At 37.8% G+C, this 17,376-nt stretch carries 20 protein-coding genes; 12 read left to right on the top strand and 8 right to left on the bottom strand.

Annotation, left to right across the window (positions count from 1 at the left end):
- Positions 1 to 2: 2 nt before the first annotated feature.
- The 5 genes from AAZR93_RS16865 to AAZR93_RS16845 form a co-directional block, all read right to left on the bottom strand.
- Positions 3 to 650, bottom strand: coding sequence for an RraA family protein (locus AAZR93_RS16865; protein ID WP_434720487.1), 648 nt, complete (start codon positions 648 to 650; stop codon positions 3 to 5).
- Positions 651 to 700: 50 nt separating this feature from the next.
- The gene (locus tag AAZR93_RS16860) at positions 701 to 2,011 is read right to left on the bottom strand and encodes an MFS transporter (protein WP_434720486.1); all 1,311 of its coding nucleotides are present in this window, start codon (positions 2,009 to 2,011) and stop codon (positions 701 to 703) included.
- Positions 2,012 to 2,372: 361 nt separating this feature from the next.
- On the bottom strand, positions 2,373 to 2,756 hold the full coding sequence (locus tag AAZR93_RS16855; protein WP_434720485.1) for a type II toxin-antitoxin system death-on-curing family toxin: 384 nt from the start codon (positions 2,754 to 2,756) through the stop codon (positions 2,373 to 2,375).
- Entirely contained in the window at positions 2,753 to 2,974 is a 222-nt protein-coding gene (locus AAZR93_RS16850; RefSeq protein WP_336431009.1) for a type II toxin-antitoxin system Phd/YefM family antitoxin, read from the bottom strand. The genes AAZR93_RS16855 and AAZR93_RS16850 overlap by 4 nt, the downstream gene beginning before the upstream one ends.
- 186 nt (positions 2,975 to 3,160) lie before the next feature.
- A complete protein-coding gene (locus AAZR93_RS16845; protein ID WP_294110024.1) occupies positions 3,161 to 4,024 on the bottom strand; it encodes a YicC/YloC family endoribonuclease in 864 nt (287 codons plus the stop codon).
- A 122-nt stretch (positions 4,025 to 4,146) separates the two neighbouring features.
- Between AAZR93_RS16845 and rph the strand changes: the two genes are divergently transcribed.
- Positions 4,147 to 4,860 carry a ribonuclease PH gene (rph, locus tag AAZR93_RS16840; RefSeq protein WP_294110026.1) on the top strand — a complete coding sequence of 238 codons (714 nt, stop codon included), beginning with the start codon at positions 4,147 to 4,149 and terminating at the stop codon, positions 4,858 to 4,860.
- Positions 4,861 to 4,988: 128 nt separating this feature from the next.
- Entirely contained in the window at positions 4,989 to 5,630 is a 642-nt protein-coding gene (gene pyrE / locus AAZR93_RS16835; RefSeq protein WP_294110028.1) for an orotate phosphoribosyltransferase, read from the top strand.
- Positions 5,631 to 5,709: 79 nt separating this feature from the next.
- Here the strand turns inward: pyrE and slmA are convergent, their stop codons facing one another.
- From slmA to coaBC, 3 genes are all read right to left on the bottom strand, one after another.
- Complete coding sequence (gene slmA / locus AAZR93_RS16830) at positions 5,710 to 6,309, bottom strand: nucleoid occlusion factor SlmA (RefSeq protein ID WP_294110030.1); 600 nt, start codon at positions 6,307 to 6,309, stop codon at positions 5,710 to 5,712.
- A gap of 214 nt (positions 6,310 to 6,523) precedes the next feature.
- A complete protein-coding gene (gene dut, locus AAZR93_RS16825) occupies positions 6,524 to 6,979 on the bottom strand; it encodes a dUTP diphosphatase (RefSeq protein ID WP_294110032.1) in 456 nt (151 codons plus the stop codon).
- On the bottom strand, positions 6,966 to 8,171 hold the full coding sequence (gene coaBC / locus AAZR93_RS16820) for a bifunctional phosphopantothenoylcysteine decarboxylase/phosphopantothenate--cysteine ligase CoaBC (protein ID WP_434720484.1): 1,206 nt from the start codon (positions 8,169 to 8,171) through the stop codon (positions 6,966 to 6,968). Before coaBC ends, dut begins: the two co-directional genes overlap by 14 nt.
- A gap of 188 nt (positions 8,172 to 8,359) precedes the next feature.
- Between coaBC and radC the strand changes: the two genes are divergently transcribed.
- The 10 genes from radC (at position 8,360) to AAZR93_RS16770 (ending at position 17,362) form a co-directional block, all read left to right on the top strand.
- Positions 8,360 to 9,025, top strand: coding sequence for a RadC family protein (gene radC / locus AAZR93_RS16815; protein ID WP_294110038.1), 666 nt, complete (start codon positions 8,360 to 8,362; stop codon positions 9,023 to 9,025).
- A 250-nt stretch (positions 9,026 to 9,275) separates the two neighbouring features.
- Entirely contained in the window at positions 9,276 to 9,512 is a 237-nt protein-coding gene (rpmB, locus tag AAZR93_RS16810) for a 50S ribosomal protein L28 (protein ID WP_294110040.1), read from the top strand.
- Between the two features lie 11 nt (positions 9,513 to 9,523).
- Entirely contained in the window at positions 9,524 to 9,691 is a 168-nt protein-coding gene (rpmG, locus tag AAZR93_RS16805; RefSeq protein ID WP_004265124.1) for a 50S ribosomal protein L33, read from the top strand.
- 230 nt (positions 9,692 to 9,921) lie between these two features.
- Complete coding sequence (gene rfaQ / locus AAZR93_RS16800; protein ID WP_294110105.1) at positions 9,922 to 10,986, top strand: lipopolysaccharide core heptosyltransferase RfaQ; 1,065 nt, start codon at positions 9,922 to 9,924, stop codon at positions 10,984 to 10,986.
- Positions 10,987 to 11,001: 15 nt separating this feature from the next.
- Positions 11,002 to 12,126, top strand: a complete 1,125-nt coding sequence (locus AAZR93_RS16795) for a glycosyltransferase family 4 protein (RefSeq protein ID WP_434720483.1) — start codon at positions 11,002 to 11,004, stop codon at positions 12,124 to 12,126.
- A complete protein-coding gene (gene rfaP, locus AAZR93_RS16790) occupies positions 12,119 to 12,916 on the top strand; it encodes a lipopolysaccharide core heptose(I) kinase RfaP (protein WP_434720482.1) in 798 nt (265 codons plus the stop codon). Before AAZR93_RS16795 ends, rfaP begins: the two co-directional genes overlap by 8 nt.
- Positions 12,917 to 12,945: 29 nt before the next feature.
- A complete protein-coding gene (waaO, locus tag AAZR93_RS16785) occupies positions 12,946 to 13,959 on the top strand; it encodes a lipopolysaccharide 3-alpha-galactosyltransferase (RefSeq protein WP_434720481.1) in 1,014 nt (337 codons plus the stop codon).
- 11 nt (positions 13,960 to 13,970) lie between these two features.
- On the top strand, positions 13,971 to 15,212 hold the full coding sequence (rfaL, locus tag AAZR93_RS16780) for an O-antigen ligase RfaL (RefSeq protein ID WP_434720480.1): 1,242 nt from the start codon (positions 13,971 to 13,973) through the stop codon (positions 15,210 to 15,212).
- Entirely contained in the window at positions 15,205 to 16,215 is a 1,011-nt protein-coding gene (locus AAZR93_RS16775; RefSeq protein ID WP_434720479.1) for a glycosyltransferase family 8 protein, read from the top strand. The genes rfaL and AAZR93_RS16775 overlap by 8 nt, the downstream gene beginning before the upstream one ends.
- A complete protein-coding gene (locus AAZR93_RS16770; RefSeq protein WP_434720478.1) occupies positions 16,199 to 17,362 on the top strand; it encodes a glycosyltransferase in 1,164 nt (387 codons plus the stop codon). The genes AAZR93_RS16775 and AAZR93_RS16770 overlap by 17 nt, the downstream gene beginning before the upstream one ends.
- The last annotated feature ends 14 nt before the right edge of the window (positions 17,363 to 17,376 follow it).

Raw genomic sequence — 17,376 nt, 5'->3', positions numbered from 1 at the left:
CCTTATTCAAAGAATTTTGCTGCGCCAGAGATAGCCGCCAAGGTTTCCCCTGCATCTATACGCTTTTTAACGTCAATTTCAGCATGTTGCGCGTTAAGTGCTCGTTGGCTGTATTCTTTAATGAAGGCTTCATCTGCAACTAGCACGCCGTCACCATCTGCAATAATGAGATTGCCAGGATAAATTGTGACGCCATCAACGCTAATTGGTACGTTGATGGCTCCCTCTATACCTAAAATGCGAGTGGTAAGTGGGCTAACTTTACGTGCGAAAATAGGTATGCCAATTTCACGTAGTGCTTTGATATCGGTAACGCAGCCATCAATAATCGCACCTGCAATTTTTTTCTCTCGTGCCATATAGGAAACCATTTCTCCCCAGCAAGCTCGATCGAAATCGCCTGACATATCAATACAAATAACATCACCTTCTTGCACAATATCAAATACTTTATGTACTGCACTGGAATCCATGTGCGGAATACGAACGGTGACGGCATGGCCAATAAATTGGCATTTTTCAATTTGTGGACGTAATGTTTTAATAAAACCAAAATCTGTCATATGGCCGATGGTTGAAGGACAAACATGACGGCAGCTTTCAATAGTTTCTTGAGTAAAATGAGCAATGCGAGGATTGAGAGTAAACATAAAGGCACCTTTTAGTTAATCGTTTTTAAAATTATGAAGATGAGTGATAACTAGCTATTATTAGTTGCACTGATTAATGGTTTATCCGGTTGAATAAAAAACCAGCAGATGATGGCTAAACTGATTGGAATAACATTAAAAAGTAATGCTACAGTCCATCCAAAATGTTGAGCTAACCAACCGCAAAGGATTGGCGAGATAACCCCTCCAAGATTTCCCCATAAATTCATCCAACCACTGACTGAACCTGCAAATTGACGGCCTTTATCTGCGGCAATTGCCCATGAGGTCACAACCGGAAGCCCTAAAGAACCAAGTGCTAAAGTCAGCCACGCTACACTTGTAACCGCACTTTCTGTTTGGGCTGCCCCACAGATACCAATAATAAATAAGATGAAACCGAAGATGGCGATATAGCCGCGAGCGACGAGTTGAGAATAACCTTTATTTAAGAGCCAATCTGAAATTGAACCGGCGCTAAGTACAGCAATACAGATAGCGAGCCAAGGAAAACTGGCTGCAACACCCATTTGGGTGAGTGAGAAACCACGTGCTTCTTGCAGATAGGTGGGTAACCAAATCATGAAAAGAGTAGTCATGTAGGCAACAAAGAAATATTGGAAACCGACTGCCCAAAAAGAGCGTTCCTTCATAAAGAGTCGCCAAGGGGCTTTTACATTTTCAGCGCCTTGTTCGCCAATGCTCCGTCCATCTTTGATAAATTCAATTTCTTCTGGGGTAATATTGGGATGTTCTTCAGGTCGATTGCGTGCAAAGAAATACCAAATTGCACCCATGACGATGCCGACAACGCCAAAAATCCAAAATACGGCGTGCCAACCGAATGAAATCATAATGAATACTGTTAGTGTTGGCGCAATAACGGGGCCAAAATAGGAACCTGCGAGTAAGAAGCTTGCTGCGCGTGCTTTTTCGTTTTGACGAAACCACCAAGTATTGAATACCGCATTAGAGGGATATAACGGTGCTTCACCGACACCAAATAAGAAACGCACAATACACAGCCAAACATAAGTTGGCGCGACTACTGTTAGGATCGTGAAAGCAGACCAAACATACAGACTGATTGTGGCAATTAGGCGACTACCAAAACGTTCTGCAAGTATGCCACTTGGAATTTGTGCGAGAGCATAACCAAGAGAAAATAGCGCACCAAGAAAACCAAATTGGACCTTACTCATCCCTAAATCGGTCATCATAGACTCCGCCACAATAGAAATATTGGCGCGATCCATATAAGCAACTAAGCCGATAGCAAAAAATATTGCCGCTAATCCCCAACGTAAACGTCCCGGTGGATTTTTCGCCACTGGAGCTGTAATAGAGTCTTTATTTGACATAGCCTTACCTTTTTTATTGGTCTGTAGAGGTAATAAACTGAGTTATATTTTATTGTATTTATATTGAATTCAACTTGTATACAAGATGGATGTTAATGACGAGTTATTGCCATGTCAAAGATATGTTTTGCTATTTGTGATTTGACTCAAAATATCTGATGATTTTATGAACAACATCAAACTTTGAGATCTAACGAAGGCTAGCTTTGTTTATTGCTTAATAAACAATGAATTATGAAAAGGTTGGTTTGATTGAAAATAAATTTTGCTTTATAGCTAAAATGATATCGTTGGGTTTCGTCATCAACCTGAGTGATCGCGAAGGTATTCTAAGCATGGTGTGACTAGTTTGTATTGTAGGTCAGCTATTTTTATCAATTAATTCACGTAGGCACTGTGCTAATTGATCAACAGTTTTTTCGCCTGTTGCCGCTTCTACGGTTAGATTTTCAAGTGTACAGTCATTATCGCGGATTTTAATACCATTGCGATAAAGAAAAGTCATTGTCACAAAAAATGCAGTACGTTTATTGCCGTCATGAAAAATATGACCACGGGCAATGGCAACCCAATAGGTTGCTGCTAATTCAATAATATCTGTGATATTTTCATAGTGAGTACGATTTTGTACTCGATAAATTAGTGCTTCAGCTCTGCCGACATCTGCCATACCGCTAACGCCGGGAAAACGTTGTAATATGCGGTCATGGAAAGCAATAACTTCTTGTGCACTAATCCATATCATCGATTCGTTAGCGCCTCTACAGTGTGTCCGTGACGTTGCATTATGGTATCAAACTCTGCATCTAGTTTAGCGTTTTGATACGCCTCGAATTCAGTTTTACTGATAACTATTGCTGAACTACCATCTCTACGAGTAATTTCAATGGGCTCGCCATGGACTGCTGCATCTAGCACTTCAGAAATATTGGCACGAGCTTGAGTTGAAGTATATGTACGCATAATATGCCTCCTTAAATGTACATTTGTATTGTACATTTAATAGGTGATTCTTTCAAATATAGAGATAGAGTTTATTTTTAGAGGAATATTCAAATTTGGACTTTTGATTATTCACTAAAAGTAAAAAAGCCAGCTAATACAACGTATCGGCTGACTTAATGAGTGACTCTAAAATGTTGAGAAAGGTTATTCGATGTTCTGAATTTGTTCTCGCATTTGTTCAATCAATACTTTTAACTCAACGGCAGAGTTAGTGACTTCACTATTAATCGATTTAGAGGCTAAGGTATTTGATTCACGGTTAAATTCTTGCATCATAAAATCAAGACGGCGGCCATTAGCCTCTTTCTTCTTAAGAATATTGCGCGTTTCTTTAACGTGAGATTCTAATCTGTCCAATTCTTCAGCCACATCGACACGCTGAGCCAGTAAAATTAGCTCTTGTTCAAGGCGGTTATTATCAACTTGGATGTCAGCCTCTTCTAATTTAGACTGCAAACGTTCACGTTGCCATTTTAAAATTTCAGGCATGTGCTGACGTACTTTTGCAACTTCAACTAATACACCATCGAGGCGCTGTTCAATTAATGTCTGTAATGAAGCACCTTCAGATTCGCGACTTTGGATAAAGGCATTGATAGCTTCATCAAGTCCTGCCATGAGTTGCTCACTAATCGTATCTAAATCTTGCTCACCAGCAGACATTACACCCGGCCAACGCAAAATTTCCAGAGGATTGATTTCTCCTTCGTGGCTGTAATTTTTAACCCAATTGGCAGCGGTAATCAGCTGACGAGCGAGTTTTTCATTAAGGATTAACTCACCACGATTAGCATCATCTAACTCAATACGTAAGTTACATTCTACTTTTCCACGCGTCAGACGTGAACGAAGACGCTCACGGATCACGGGTTCAAGGCTTCTAAATTGTTCAGGTAAACGGATATACGTTTCTAAATAACGTTGGTTTACGGAACGCAGCTCCCAAGCCGCATTCCCCCATTCACCCTTGATATCACGACGGGCAAAAGCAGTCATACTACGGATCATAATTCGTTCCTATCATCATCAAGATGAAGATATTATAGCGCTATGGAGAATGACAGGATAGGCATTATCTATTTAACGACGTATAATGCGTTCCAATTTGAGTTGATAATGGAGATAACACCATGCGCCCATCAGATAGATTAGCAGACCAAATGCGTCCGATAAAAATTACGCGTAACTATACAAAGCATGCGGAAGGCTCTGTTCTTATTGAGTTTGGCGACACCAAGGTGTTATGTAATGCAACAGTGGAAGAAGGCGTTCCACGTTTTCTAAAAGGTCAAGGCCAAGGTTGGGTTACCGCAGAATATGGTATGTTGCCTCGTGCAACTAACTCGCGTAATCAACGTGAAGCCGCTCGTGGAAAACAAACTGGCCGTACAATGGAGATTCAACGACTGATTGCTCGCTCATTGCGCGCTGCCGTTGATCTGAAAAAACTGGGTGAATATACCATTACATTAGACTGTGATGTTATTCAGGCAGATGGTGGTACGCGTACTGCTGCAATTTCTGGTGCTTGCGTTGCATTGGTTGATGCGCTGAATAATATGGTTGAGCAAGGAAAATTAAAGAAAAGCCCATTAAAATCAATGGTTGCCGCAGTTTCTGTGGGAATTGTTAAGCAAGAAGCTTTGTGTGACCTTGAATATGTTGAAGATTCAGCCGCTGAAACCGATATGAATGTGGTGATGATGGACGATGGACGTATGATTGAAGTTCAAGGCACAGCAGAAGGCGAGCCTTTCAGTCATGAAGAGTTGCTTGCTTTACTTGCTCTGGCGAAAACGGGGCTAGACACCATTTTCGAAGCTCAGCGAGAAGCGCTGAAATAAACGTATTATTGAATAGGCGACTGATTAGTCGCCTTTTTTATGTCTAACGGTTTGTCGAACATGAATAACTGAATATGAATTATATATTCTGAAATTATATAAATATTAATCAATGAGGAGAATGACTAATGAAAGCCTATCAGCGCGATTTTATTGAACTAGCCATGAAAAAACAGGTACTTAAATTTGGTGAGTTCACACTGAAATCAGGCCGTAAAAGCCCATACTTTTTTAATGCGGGGCTATTTAATACGGGGCGTGACCTGGCTCTTATCGGTCGTTTCTACGCGCAGGCACTACAAGAAAGTACGATTGAGTGTGATGTTATCTTTGGCCCTGCTTATAAAGGCATCCCAATCGCAACGACAATGGCGGTTGCATTAGCTGAGCATCATGATATCGATATGCCATATTGCTTTAACCGTAAAGAAGCAAAAGATCATGGGGAAGGTGGCGTTTTGGTTGGCAGTCCTTTACAAGGTCGCGTTGTGGTCGTTGATGATGTTATTACGGCAGGTACGGCTATTCGTGAATCAATGGAAATCATTAAACAGCAAAAAGCCATATTGAGTGGCGTGCTTTTGTCTTTAGATCGTCAAGAGAAAGGTAAAGGTGAAATTTCAGCGGTACAAGAAATAGAACGTGACTATGGCTGTAAGGTTTATTCGATTATTACTATGAGTGATTTAATTACTTATCTTACTGAACAAGATGATATGCACGAACACTTAGCTGCAATGAAAGCATATCGTGAACAATATGGGATCTAGTTAAAAGCAGATAAAAAAAGCCCTCGCCCAATAACGGGCGGGGTGAGTAGTATAAATAATCGTTTGCTGGAATAATTGATTATTGTAGCTGAGCTAAAATTAAAGGCCAGCGAGCTTCGAATTCGACGGTTGGTCGGTAACGAAATTCAGATCGTACAAAGCGCGAAAGCATACCTTCACAATAGGCTAATAGTTGAGAAGCAAGTAGTGATTCATCATGCAGAAAACCATGACCATCACGTATTTTTTTCTCTTTCAGTACTTGTCGCAGTTGCGATTCAATACGTTCAAATAATTGATTAATGCGTCCTTGGAGCCTATCTTGCTCGAACATGAGCGCATGGCCTGTCATTATACGCGTTAAGCCAGGGTTTTTCTCTGAAAAACCTAAAACCAACGCTAAAATTAATTTTACTCTGATAATAGTATCTTTTTCATCAGTTAAAATGAGATTAATACGTGAAACCAATGAGTCTTCAATAAACTCAATCAAGCTATCGAACATTTTCATTTTGCTAGGAAAATGACGATAGAGTGCGGCTTCGGATACGCCGACTGTAGCAGCCAGTTTTGCGGTTGTAATACGCTGGCTACCATCACTACTTTCTAACATCAACGCGAGAGCCTGTAAAATTTCTTCACGTCTGTTACGCTTTTTTGTTATCGCTTTTTCTGCCATGTCTGATAAGACCCCTGCTAAAACAGCAAAACAAACTATCCAAAATTTTGCGCTGAGTAAATAGCTATACAGAGCAAAAGAGTATTAAAAATTATAGATACGTTGATTAAATCTAAGTTATTTTTCTTTAATAAGTGCGTAATGATTATTTTTATACAAAAGATATATCCCTCTGATAGGCACTATTACGCACTTTAACGAAAGATAAATAGGCTTATTGGCGACCTGAGTGACCAAAACCACCTTCGCCACGCTCTGTTGCATCAAAACTATCTACAATATTAAATTCAGCTTGGACAACAGGGACAAAAACCATTTGAGCCAGACGTTCGCCAGGTTCAATGGTAAATGTTTTATCACCACGATTCCAAGCTGATACCATCAGGGGGCCTTGATAGTCAGAGTCAATCAAACCGACTAAGTTACCGAGTACGACACCATGTTTATGACCAAGGCCTGAACGCGGTAATATCACCGCAGCGAGTTGCTCATCAGCGATATGGATAGCTAAGCCAGTAGGAATAAGGACTGTTTGGCCAGGAGCCAAATCAATCGATGCGTCAAGGCATGCACGTAAATCTAAACCTGCAGAACCCGTAGTTGCATAAGTGGGTAGTGGAAATTCATTACCGATGCGCGGATCAAGAATTTTCAGATCAATTTTTTTCATAACGTTGGAGTATCTCGTCAAGTAAATAGTGGCTTAATTCAATTTTACTACAATGTGGCAATCTGACATCACCTGATGCATCAAATAGATGTAATGCGTTGTTATCACTATTAAATCCGTTATCTGCAAGAGATACGTCATTGGCACAAATTAAGTCTAGTTGTTTTTGTTGTCGTTTTTGGCGTGCATAATCCTCAATATTTTGAGTTTCTGCTGCAAAGCCAACGACGTATGGTCGATTTTGCTTCATTTTTCCGACACTGGCAACAATATCTGGGTTTTTAACCAGTATAATTGTTACTTCATCACCTTGTTTCTTGATTTTATTTTCGGCGACAGTTTTTGCTCGATAATCTGCTACTGCGGCACAACCGATAAAAATATCTTGTTGTTCAATGGTTTGATGTACTTTTTCATACATTTCTAAACCACTGGTAACATTCATGCGATTAACACCAATAGGCGTTTCAATATTTACAGGGCCAGAAATTAATGTCACTTGAGCACCCCGCTCGCTTGCGGCTTGTGCGATAGCAAATCCCATTTTTCCTGAACTATGATTACTGATAAAGCGGACAGGATCTAAGTCTTCACGGGTTGGGCCCGCAGTAATCATCAGCTTAATGCCTTGTAAATCTATTTTGGAATTGAAGTGTTCACGAGTTAGGCGAACAATTTCTAATGGGTCAATCATGCGGCCGGGACCAATATCACCACAAGCTTGGCTGCCATCATCAGGCCCCCAGATTTTATATTGCCGTTGTTTCAGTTTGATTAAATTATCTTGTGTTGCAGCGGCACGATACATTTGTTGGTTCATTGCAGGGACTATTGCAATAGGCGCGGCTGAGGCAAGACAAACCGTGGTGAGCAAATCATTGGCCATTCCTGCGTTTAATCGTGCAAGTAAGTCAGCTGTTGCTGGTGTTAAAATAATGATATCAGCCCATTTTGCTAATTCAATATGCCCCATTGCAGCTTCTGCCGCGGGATCAAGTAAATCATCAGCGACAGGGTATCCTGAAACTGCTTGTAATGTTAAAGGGGTAATAAACGCTTTGGCCGCAGATGTCATGACGACACGAACAAGAGCGCCTTCATCCCGTAAACGACGGGTTAATTCAGGAATTTTATAAGCGGCAATACCACCACTAATGCCAAGAACAACGTGTTTACCTGATAGTTGAGTCATTGTTTTTATCCGATTGACCAATATGGCTGGCATATTATCACATCAACAGATTAGGTGAGAGCGCTTGATTTCGCATCATGGTGTTATTTTTGCGAAGCGTTACGCAAAGCCTTGCCTACTTTATTGTTGTTACGTATTTAACTATGTAGAAAAGTGAGAAAGAAAGTGGGGCATGAAAGGACGCAGTAATGAATGAACATTTGGCATTGTTGCCACGAGAAAAAATATTGGCGTATGGTGCTGCTGCGCTATCAAATGCAGAATTACTCGCTATTTTCCTAAGAACAGGCAGTCAAGGAGAACCTGTTTTGCAATTGGCAGAGCGCTTACTTAAGGAATTCGGTTCGCTATATCTATTACTACAAGCGGATTATACTAAGTTGGCGCAATGTAAAGGGATGGGGGCATGTAAATTTACGCAATTACAAGCGGTTAGTGAGTTAGCTCGTCGTTTTTTTTCTGAACAATTCCTACATGAAGATGTAATGTCGGGACCTGAATTATTAAAAACTCGGCTTTTAGAGTTGTTTGCAGGACAAGAGCGAGAGGTCTTTATGGTGCTATTTTTAAATAATCAGCATCAGATTATTTGTCAGGAAGAAATGTTTAAAGGAACTTTGAATCGAGTTGAAGTTCATCCACGTGAAATTATTCGCTTTGCTATTAAAATGAATGCTAGCGCTATTATTTTAGCCCATAACCATCCTTCAGGTAATCCCGAACCTAGTGTTGCAGATAGGCAGGTTACTGAGCGCATTCACAGTGCTTGTTCAATAATGGGGATTAAATTACTCGACCATTTTGTGGTCGGACACAAAAGTTGCGTATCATTTACTGAGCGAGGATGGCTATAAATTCATTTTTTTGACTAAAAAATGACAACTTTCGTTGTGTTGGGCTTGAGTGGAAACGATTGAAAGCGTATACTACGGCACCTTTAAGGATCTCGGGTTTGGCGAGAAGAGCCTATCTCAGTAAATTTTTACTTAGGTAATGACGGTTTTTTTAGTCACTTAAAGTTTGCTGAGATGGGCTCCAAAGCCTGACGAGGCGGCCATACCCAGAACATAAAGCTCGAGCTGATTAGATTTTTGGAGAATAGACATGTCACGAGTCTGCCAAGTTACCGGCAAGCGTCCAATGAGCGGTAACAATCGTTCACACGCATTAAACGCGACTAAACGTCGTTTTTTGCCAAACCTGCACTCTCACCGTTTCTGGATTGAGTCTGAGAAACGTTTCGTAACACTGCGTGTATCTGCTAACGGTATGCGTGTTATCGATAAAAAGGGTATTGATGCTGTTCTTGCTGAACTGCGTGCCCGTGGTGAGAAGTACTAAGGAGCTAAAAAATGGCTAAAGGTATTCGCGAGAAAATTAAGCTAGTCTCTTCAGAAGGTACAGGTCATTTCTATACCACTACGAAGAACAAGCGCACTATGCCTGAAAAACTGGAATTGAAAAAATTTGATCCAGTTGTTCGTAAGCATGTGATCTACAAAGAAGCAAAAATCAAGTAGTTTTGCTTTCTGCGTAAAAAACCCAGCCTCGGCTGGGTTTTTTTATTTCTTAAATTATTATTAATAAGCGCTATAAGCACTCAATGTGATAGTGATTAAAAGCTATAACCGTTATCCTGAAAGTAGTAACATACTAAGTATTCATTGAATTAATAATATTATTTATTGTCAAATAACATTATTGTTAAGTAATTTTTCATTTTACCTATAAAATTGATTAAGAGTGCCTGGTGAAAAAACAGTTTAAAAAAATTCTTATTATCAAGATGAGGTTTCATGGGGACATGTTGCTGACGACGCCCGTTATCAGCTCATTGAAACACCAATATCCAGATGCCGAAATTGATGTTCTGCTTTATCAGGATACGATCCCCATTTTATCGGAAAATAGCGAGATAAATGCCTTATATGGAATAGCAGGCAGAAAAAGTGGTGCGATTAATAAAGCATGTAATTTTATCAAATTGCTGCTGAAGCTACGCAAAAATAAATATGATTTAGTGGTAAATTTAGCTGATCAGTGGATGGTATCTCTACTTGTGCGAGCCATCCCTGCTGAAATGAAAATTTCTCATCAATTTAACCATCGAAATACCCAATATTGGCGTAATAGCTTTACGCACCTTAGTGTTCCCGAAGGTGAACATGTGGTCATGAATAATCTCTCTGTGCTTGAACCGTTAGAAATCAAAGAACTCAAAACACATTTAACGATGTCATATACAGAGCAAGATTGGAAAAATATTGACCAAAAGTTATTAGAACTAGGTGTACACAGTAGTTATGTTGTTATCCAGCCGACCGCTCGCCAAATGTTTAAATGCTGGGATGATGAAAAATTTTCAGAAGTGATTGATGCGTTACAATCTCGCGGCTACCAAGTGGTGCTCACTTCTGGCCCGAGTAAAGAAGATATTGAATGTATCAATAATATTGCCTCTGGCTGCAAAGTTAAGCCAATAACCGAGTTAGCGGGTAAGACCTCATTTCCTGAACTTGGTGCACTTATTGCTCATGCGGCATTATTTATTGGAGTCGATTCTGCCCCAATGCACATTGCCGCAGCGGTAAAAACACCGATTGTTTGCCTCTTTGGTGCAACAAATTATGTGTTTTGGCGTCCATGGAGTGATAATGCAGAGCTATTTTGGGCCGGTGATTATGAGCCAATGCCACCAAGAGATGAGCTAGATAGAAGTAAAAAATATTTGTCTATCATCCCTGCATCTGATGTGATTAAAGCGACAGAAAAATTGTTACCGATGAATATCCGCTCAATGATGAAAAGATATTAATATGTGGGGTATTAAATGACAGTGGCATTTTGTCTGTATAAATATTTCCCTTTTGGCGGTTTACAGCGTGATTTTTTACGTATTGCGATGGCTTGCCAAAATCGCGGCTATCATATTCGCGTCTATACCCAATCTTGGGAAGGTGAAATACCTGAAGGGCTTGAAGTGATTATTGTCCCCGTGACTTCAAGCACCAATCATGGGCGAAATACCCAATACTGTGAGTGGGTACTAACACACCTTAAACAACATCCGGTTAGCCGAGTTGTCGGTTTTAATAAAATGCCAGGTTTAGACATTTATTATGCCGCTGATGTTTGTTACGCAGAAAAAGTAGCTAATGAAAAAGGTTTTTTTTATAAGTTAACACCACGTTATAAGCATTATATAGCTTTTGAAAAGGCTGTTTTTGAGCAAGGTAAATCGACTCAATTATTGATGCTTACTCCACATCAAATTACACATTTCAAAAAACATTATTCTACTGAATCTGAGCGCTTTCATATGTTACCGCCTGGCATTGCACAGGATAGAAAATATGATAAGCAGATTGCAGAGGCAAAACGCGTTTACCGTGAAAAAAATCAAATTCCCCAATCGGCGTTTTTATTACTGCAAGTTGGCTCTGATTTTAAACGTAAAGGGGTTGATAGAACGCTTCATGCGATGGCATCTTTACCTGAAAATATCAGAAAAAATACGTTATTGATGGTCGTGGGACAAGATAAACCCGCTAAGTATCAGCGTCTCGCTAAAACACTCGGTATTGCTGAACAAGTTTCTTTTTTCAGTGGGCGTGATGATATTGCACAATTGATGGCAGCAGCAGATATTTTAATGCATCCCGCATATCAAGAAGCTGCTGGAATTGTCTTATTGGAAGCGATAACGGCGGGTTTACCTGTTATTGTGACTGAAGTGTGTGGTTACGCGTCATTTATTGACCAAGCCCAATGCGGTATTGTAATTAAAGAGCCTTTTGAGCAAGTTAAATTGAATAGAGCGTTATCGGAGAGTTTGCAAAATAAACAACAGCTAACTCAGTGGATGAATAATGCGCAATATTTTGCAGATACGGAAGACTTATATAGTTTACCGGAGAAGGCGGCTGATATTATTTTAGGATGCCAAAATGATTGAATTAAAAACGCCTTTTAGTGAATTATGGAAAAATAAAGACCCTTTTGTCGAAGCCGATAAATTGCATGGTGAAGTTTTTCGTGCATTAGAAAGCCGCAGAACATTACGTTTTGAGCTTGAAGGTCGAAGCTATTTTATTAAAATTCATTATGGCACCTCATTGAAAGAAGTTTTTAAGAATTTGATTTCATTTCGCTTGCCTGTTTTAGGTGCCGATAGAGAATGGAATGCGATTCATCAATTATCTAAAGTGGGTGTTGATACAATGAATGGCCGAGCATTTGGTCAAAGAGGTATGAATCCTTTACGCCGTCATTCTTTTATTGTCACTGAAGACTTAACGCCAACAATAAGTTTAGAAGATTACTGCGCAAATTGGTTAACGGAGCCGCCTGAATTTAACGTTAAGCGGATGATTATTCATCGAGTGGCAGAGATGGTACGCAAAATGCACGCCACTGGTATTAACCATCGTGATTGTTATATCTGTCATTTTTTACTTCATTTACCTTTCACGGGTAATCAAAGTGAATTAAAAATATCGGTCATTGACTTACATCGTGCACAATTAAGAACGGTAGTTCCTACTCGCTGGCGTGATAAAGACTTAATTGGTTTATATTATTCATCATTGAACATTGGTTTAACCCAACGGGATATTTTTCGTTTTATAAAAATTTATTTTGGTTTATCTTTAAAAGAAATTTTACTTCAAGAAAAGCGGTTGATAGCAAAGGCTGAAAGTAAAGCCGAGCGGATTGAAGAACGAACAGCTAGAAAATCATTATAAATTAAATAGAAAGAAGAGAGAAAAAAGAAATGTTTTTTGATAAGCAAAATGCGGTAATTAAACAGATTGATTTATCATCATCTGACGTTATTGATAGTAGTGATAGCTTACATATTTCTTACGGTATCGATCGTAATTTTCTATATGGCTGTGGTATATCAATTGCTTCAATACTTAAAAATAATTCGAATATTTCTTTTTCTTTCCATGTGTTTACTGATTATTTTGATGAAGAACAATCTCAGCTTTTTCATGACCTTGCATTACAATATAAAACAAGCATTCAAATTTATGTAGTTGACTGTGAACAATTAAAATCATTACCAAGTACTAAAAACTGGTCATATGCTACGTATTTTCGTTTTATTATTGCTGATTACTTTTCTGACCACTTAGAGCGTCTGATTTATATGGATGCAGATATCATGTGTCAAGGGTCGCTGAAAGAGTTATTAGATATCAAATTTGATCAAAATGAAATTGCAGCAGTTGTACCCGAAAGAGACAGTGTATGGTGGAAAAAAAGAGCTGATGCGTTAAGTATTCCAAGTATTGCAACAGGGTATTTTAATGCAGGCTTCTTAGTTATTAATTTAGTCAATTGGGCTAAAGATAATATATCAACAAAAGCAATGGCGCTATTATCTCAAGAGGAAGTGAAAGCAAAGCTTTCTTATCTTGATCAAGATATTTTAAATATGCTTTTAACTGAGAAAGTGATTTATCTTGATCAAAAATACAATACGCAATATAGCTTAAATTATGAGCTTCAAAAGGGTAAAAAAGAGAATCCAATCACCGAGAATACTATTCTTATTCATTATATTGGACCGACAAAACCATGGCATGAATGGGCTAATTATGCGACATCTCAGCCTTTTATTGATGCTAAAAATGCATCTCCGTGGAAAAATATTCCTTTATTAAAAGCAAAGAGTAGTAATCATTTAAGGTATTGCGCTAAGCATCAAACTAATCAAGGACTATATTGCCAAGGCATAAAAACACACTTTCAATATTTTTTAGCTAAACTGAATAAATAATTGGGCTGACTATGTCTTTTTTAGAAAAAAATAAAATACTTCTTTCGAAGTATAATAGATTTTTAATTTTTTTATTTGTCGCTCTTTTTTTTGTAGAAAATGTGACAAGATATAAGCATATTTTGTTTTATTTGATGATAGCGACTGCACTCATTTATCTATGTATTGACACTAAAAATGTTTTAAAAACGCTTAATAATAAAGTTTTGTACTTAGTTTTGTTGTTCTCTGCTATTTTGTATATAACCATAAGTTACTCTTCAATACCTAGTGTATCGATAAAGGCAATCAATAATAACTTATTGAATTATGGAATATTATCGTTATCGATATTATTTCCTATTTTGTTGTATAAAGAAAATCAGAAAAGTATATCTAGCTTATTGCTTATTAGTTTTACAGTATCATTAGTCGTGATTTTACTAATTGAATTATATCGATATTATGTCGCGTATCATAATGGAGTTCTTCCGTTTACGACGTATGATTTTAGACATGTTTCTGATGCTTTAGTCTTCTTCTTTCCCATTATTCCTATTCTCTGGTATTTACTTCCTAAATCAAAGTTAGTTTATTTTTACTCGCTAAGCGTTGTTTTTTTATTTGTTTTACTAGGCACTTTATCTCGAGGCGCTTGGGTGGCTGTTGCTGCCGCTGCAATTATTTTTTTATGTTTTAAACGTCCTTGGAAACTCATCGGGATTGGGTTGGGGATAATGGTGATTTCCTTGGTGGTATTAAAAACCACTTATCCAGATGTGACCAAAAAATTATTTTATAAACTAGAGCAAACGGATAGTACACATCGATATCAAAATGGAACTCAAGGCACTGCTTTTGAACTTATCATGGATAAGCCTATTGTAGGTTATGGATTTGGCGATAAGATATATCATGAAAAATATAATAGTGTTGTTAAAAATAATCCAACATGGACATTCAGAACGTCTATAGGCCCGCACAATATTTGGTTATATACTTGGTTTGGTGCCGGCATTATGGGACTTATATCCTTTGGATTGGTATTTTTCGCAATGTGTTATTCCTCCTTAAAGGGAATATGCCATAGTACCTCTCAATCAAAAATTTACTTTTCTTTTATGGCGTTGTTGATCAGTTTAGTTAGCTTCTACCTTGTGAGAGGAATGTTTGAACAAATTGATCTAAAGCCATTAGGAATTTTGCTCGGGTTTTTAATTGCAATGATGGGGCATAACCCTAATGAGCAAAAGGAAAAGACTAGCCATGAATAGTATTGTTACACATAAACAAGTGTTAAAAGCTAAAAGCAATAGCTCTCAAGTTAATTGTATAGATATTATTTATGGTTCTGATGAGAACTATCAATTCGGCGCAGGTGTTTCAGCAGTATCTTTGCTGATTAATAATCCACACGTTTTTTTTAGATTTCATTTTTTCTTTAATACAGTTGACACTCAATTTTTAGATAAGCTCAGACAAATAACGGAACAATTTTCAGCTGAAATTATTGTGTATGAATTAGATAATGCGTTATTAAAGAAATTACCATCTTCAGATGTTTGGTCATCTGCAATGTATTTTCGTTTAATAGCTTTCGATTATTTATCAAGCGATTATGACTATGCATTATATTTAGATGCTGATGTTATATGTAATGGTTCGTTAGGTTTAGCAACAAGTCTAATCGAAAATAGTGTTTGTGGTGTTATTGCTGATGATTTAGGGGTGAGAACTAAAAGTGGATCTCGTTTACGTACACCTGAATTAGTTGACACTTATTTTAACTCAGGCGTCATGTTTGTTAATTTAAAAAAATGGCATGAAGAGCAAATAACAACGAAATGTTTTGAACTGTTATCTGCTGATAATGCGAAAGTGTTATATAAATATCCAGATCAGGATGTATTAAATCTTCTTTTGAAAGATAAACTCGTGTTACTTGATAAGCGATTTAATACGATTTATACCTTAAAAAATGAGCTTTATGACTCTACACATCAAAAATATAGCGACATAATCACAATAGATACAGTGCTAATTCATTACACTGGGGTAACAAAACCTTGGCATACATGGGCGAATTATCCTGCTTCACAATCTTTTTATCGTGCACTAGAACAATCTCCATGGGCAATTACAGATTTAAAACCAGCAACAAAGTTTGTGGAAAGGAAGAAAGAATATAAGCATTTATTTAAGCAGGGTGCTTTAGTTGCAGGTTGTATTTCAGGTATAAAATACCTTTTTGAAAAACTTAATGGTAAAAAAAGATAATATCATGATTAAAAAAGCTATATTTACTGTTACTCCTATTTTTTCTATACCACCTAAAAGTGCTGCCGCTGTTGAGTCCTGGATGTATAACGTCGCTAAAAGATTAGATATAGAAAATCGGATTATTTGTATACAAAATGAAGGCTATACAAGCCATAGTGATGTAAATGACAACTGCGCGATTGAGCGTATTAAATTCGGTAAAATTTATACGCGACTTTTTAAAAAATGGACACGATTAGACCCTTATTCATACGCGGATAGGATTGTTAAAATAAAAAGACAATTTGCCCAAAATACTGATGAAAGCGTTATATTTGTTCATAATAATATTAAGTTATTCAAAAAAATAATTAAAAAAGAATGGCATAGCAATGTTGTATTACATATGCACAACTGCTTTGAACCTGAAAATCTTCCTGAAGACATAAAGTTAATCGTACCTAGTCGTTTCATGCAAAATTGGTTTCGTGAACGTTTACCTCATGCGCTAATTGAAGTTGTTCGTAATGGCTTTGATGGCGAAATTTATGCTTTACCTCCTGAAGTTCAGCGCGAAAATTTTGGCTTAAATGCAAAAGATAAAATCGTATTATTTGCTGGAAGAATTACTAGAGATAAAGGATTGCTTGAGCTAATGCAAGCTTGTAATACCTTTTTTAGTGATGATAAGCATTATAAACTAGTGATTGTTGGCGATCCTAATGCAGCATCGAAAGGTGAATTAGCAAAATATCAAGATGAAGTAAAAAGCTATGCTAAAAACTTAGGAGATCAATGTATTTTTTTGGGCGGTGTTCATCCCGATAAAGTTAGACATTATTACTCTATTGCTGATGTTATTGCCGTACCTTCGATAACTAATGAGCCATTTTGTATGGTTGCTCTCGAAGCAATGGCCTCTGGTCGCCCTGTTATTGCAAGTCAGCGAGGCGCGATGATTGAATTTGTTACTCATAATGAAACAGGTTTTATTTTTAGGGAACCACTTTCACCTATAATGATGGCAGAAGACATTCATCATGTTTTAAATCATCCAAATGCCTTTGATATAGCAAAAAATGCTAAAGAGTATGCTTATCATAATTTCACGTGGGAGATTGTGAAAGACGAGCTTCAAAGTGTGATCCATAAATGGTATTCATAATCTGAAAGAAGAGT

It is taken from the genome of Providencia sp. Je.9.19 (assembly GCF_051129765.1).
Classification (GTDB): Bacteria; Pseudomonadota; Gammaproteobacteria; order Enterobacterales; family Enterobacteriaceae; genus Providencia.
The sequence above is the reverse complement of the archived record's forward strand: the minus strand, read 5'-3'. Positions and strand labels throughout refer to the sequence as shown.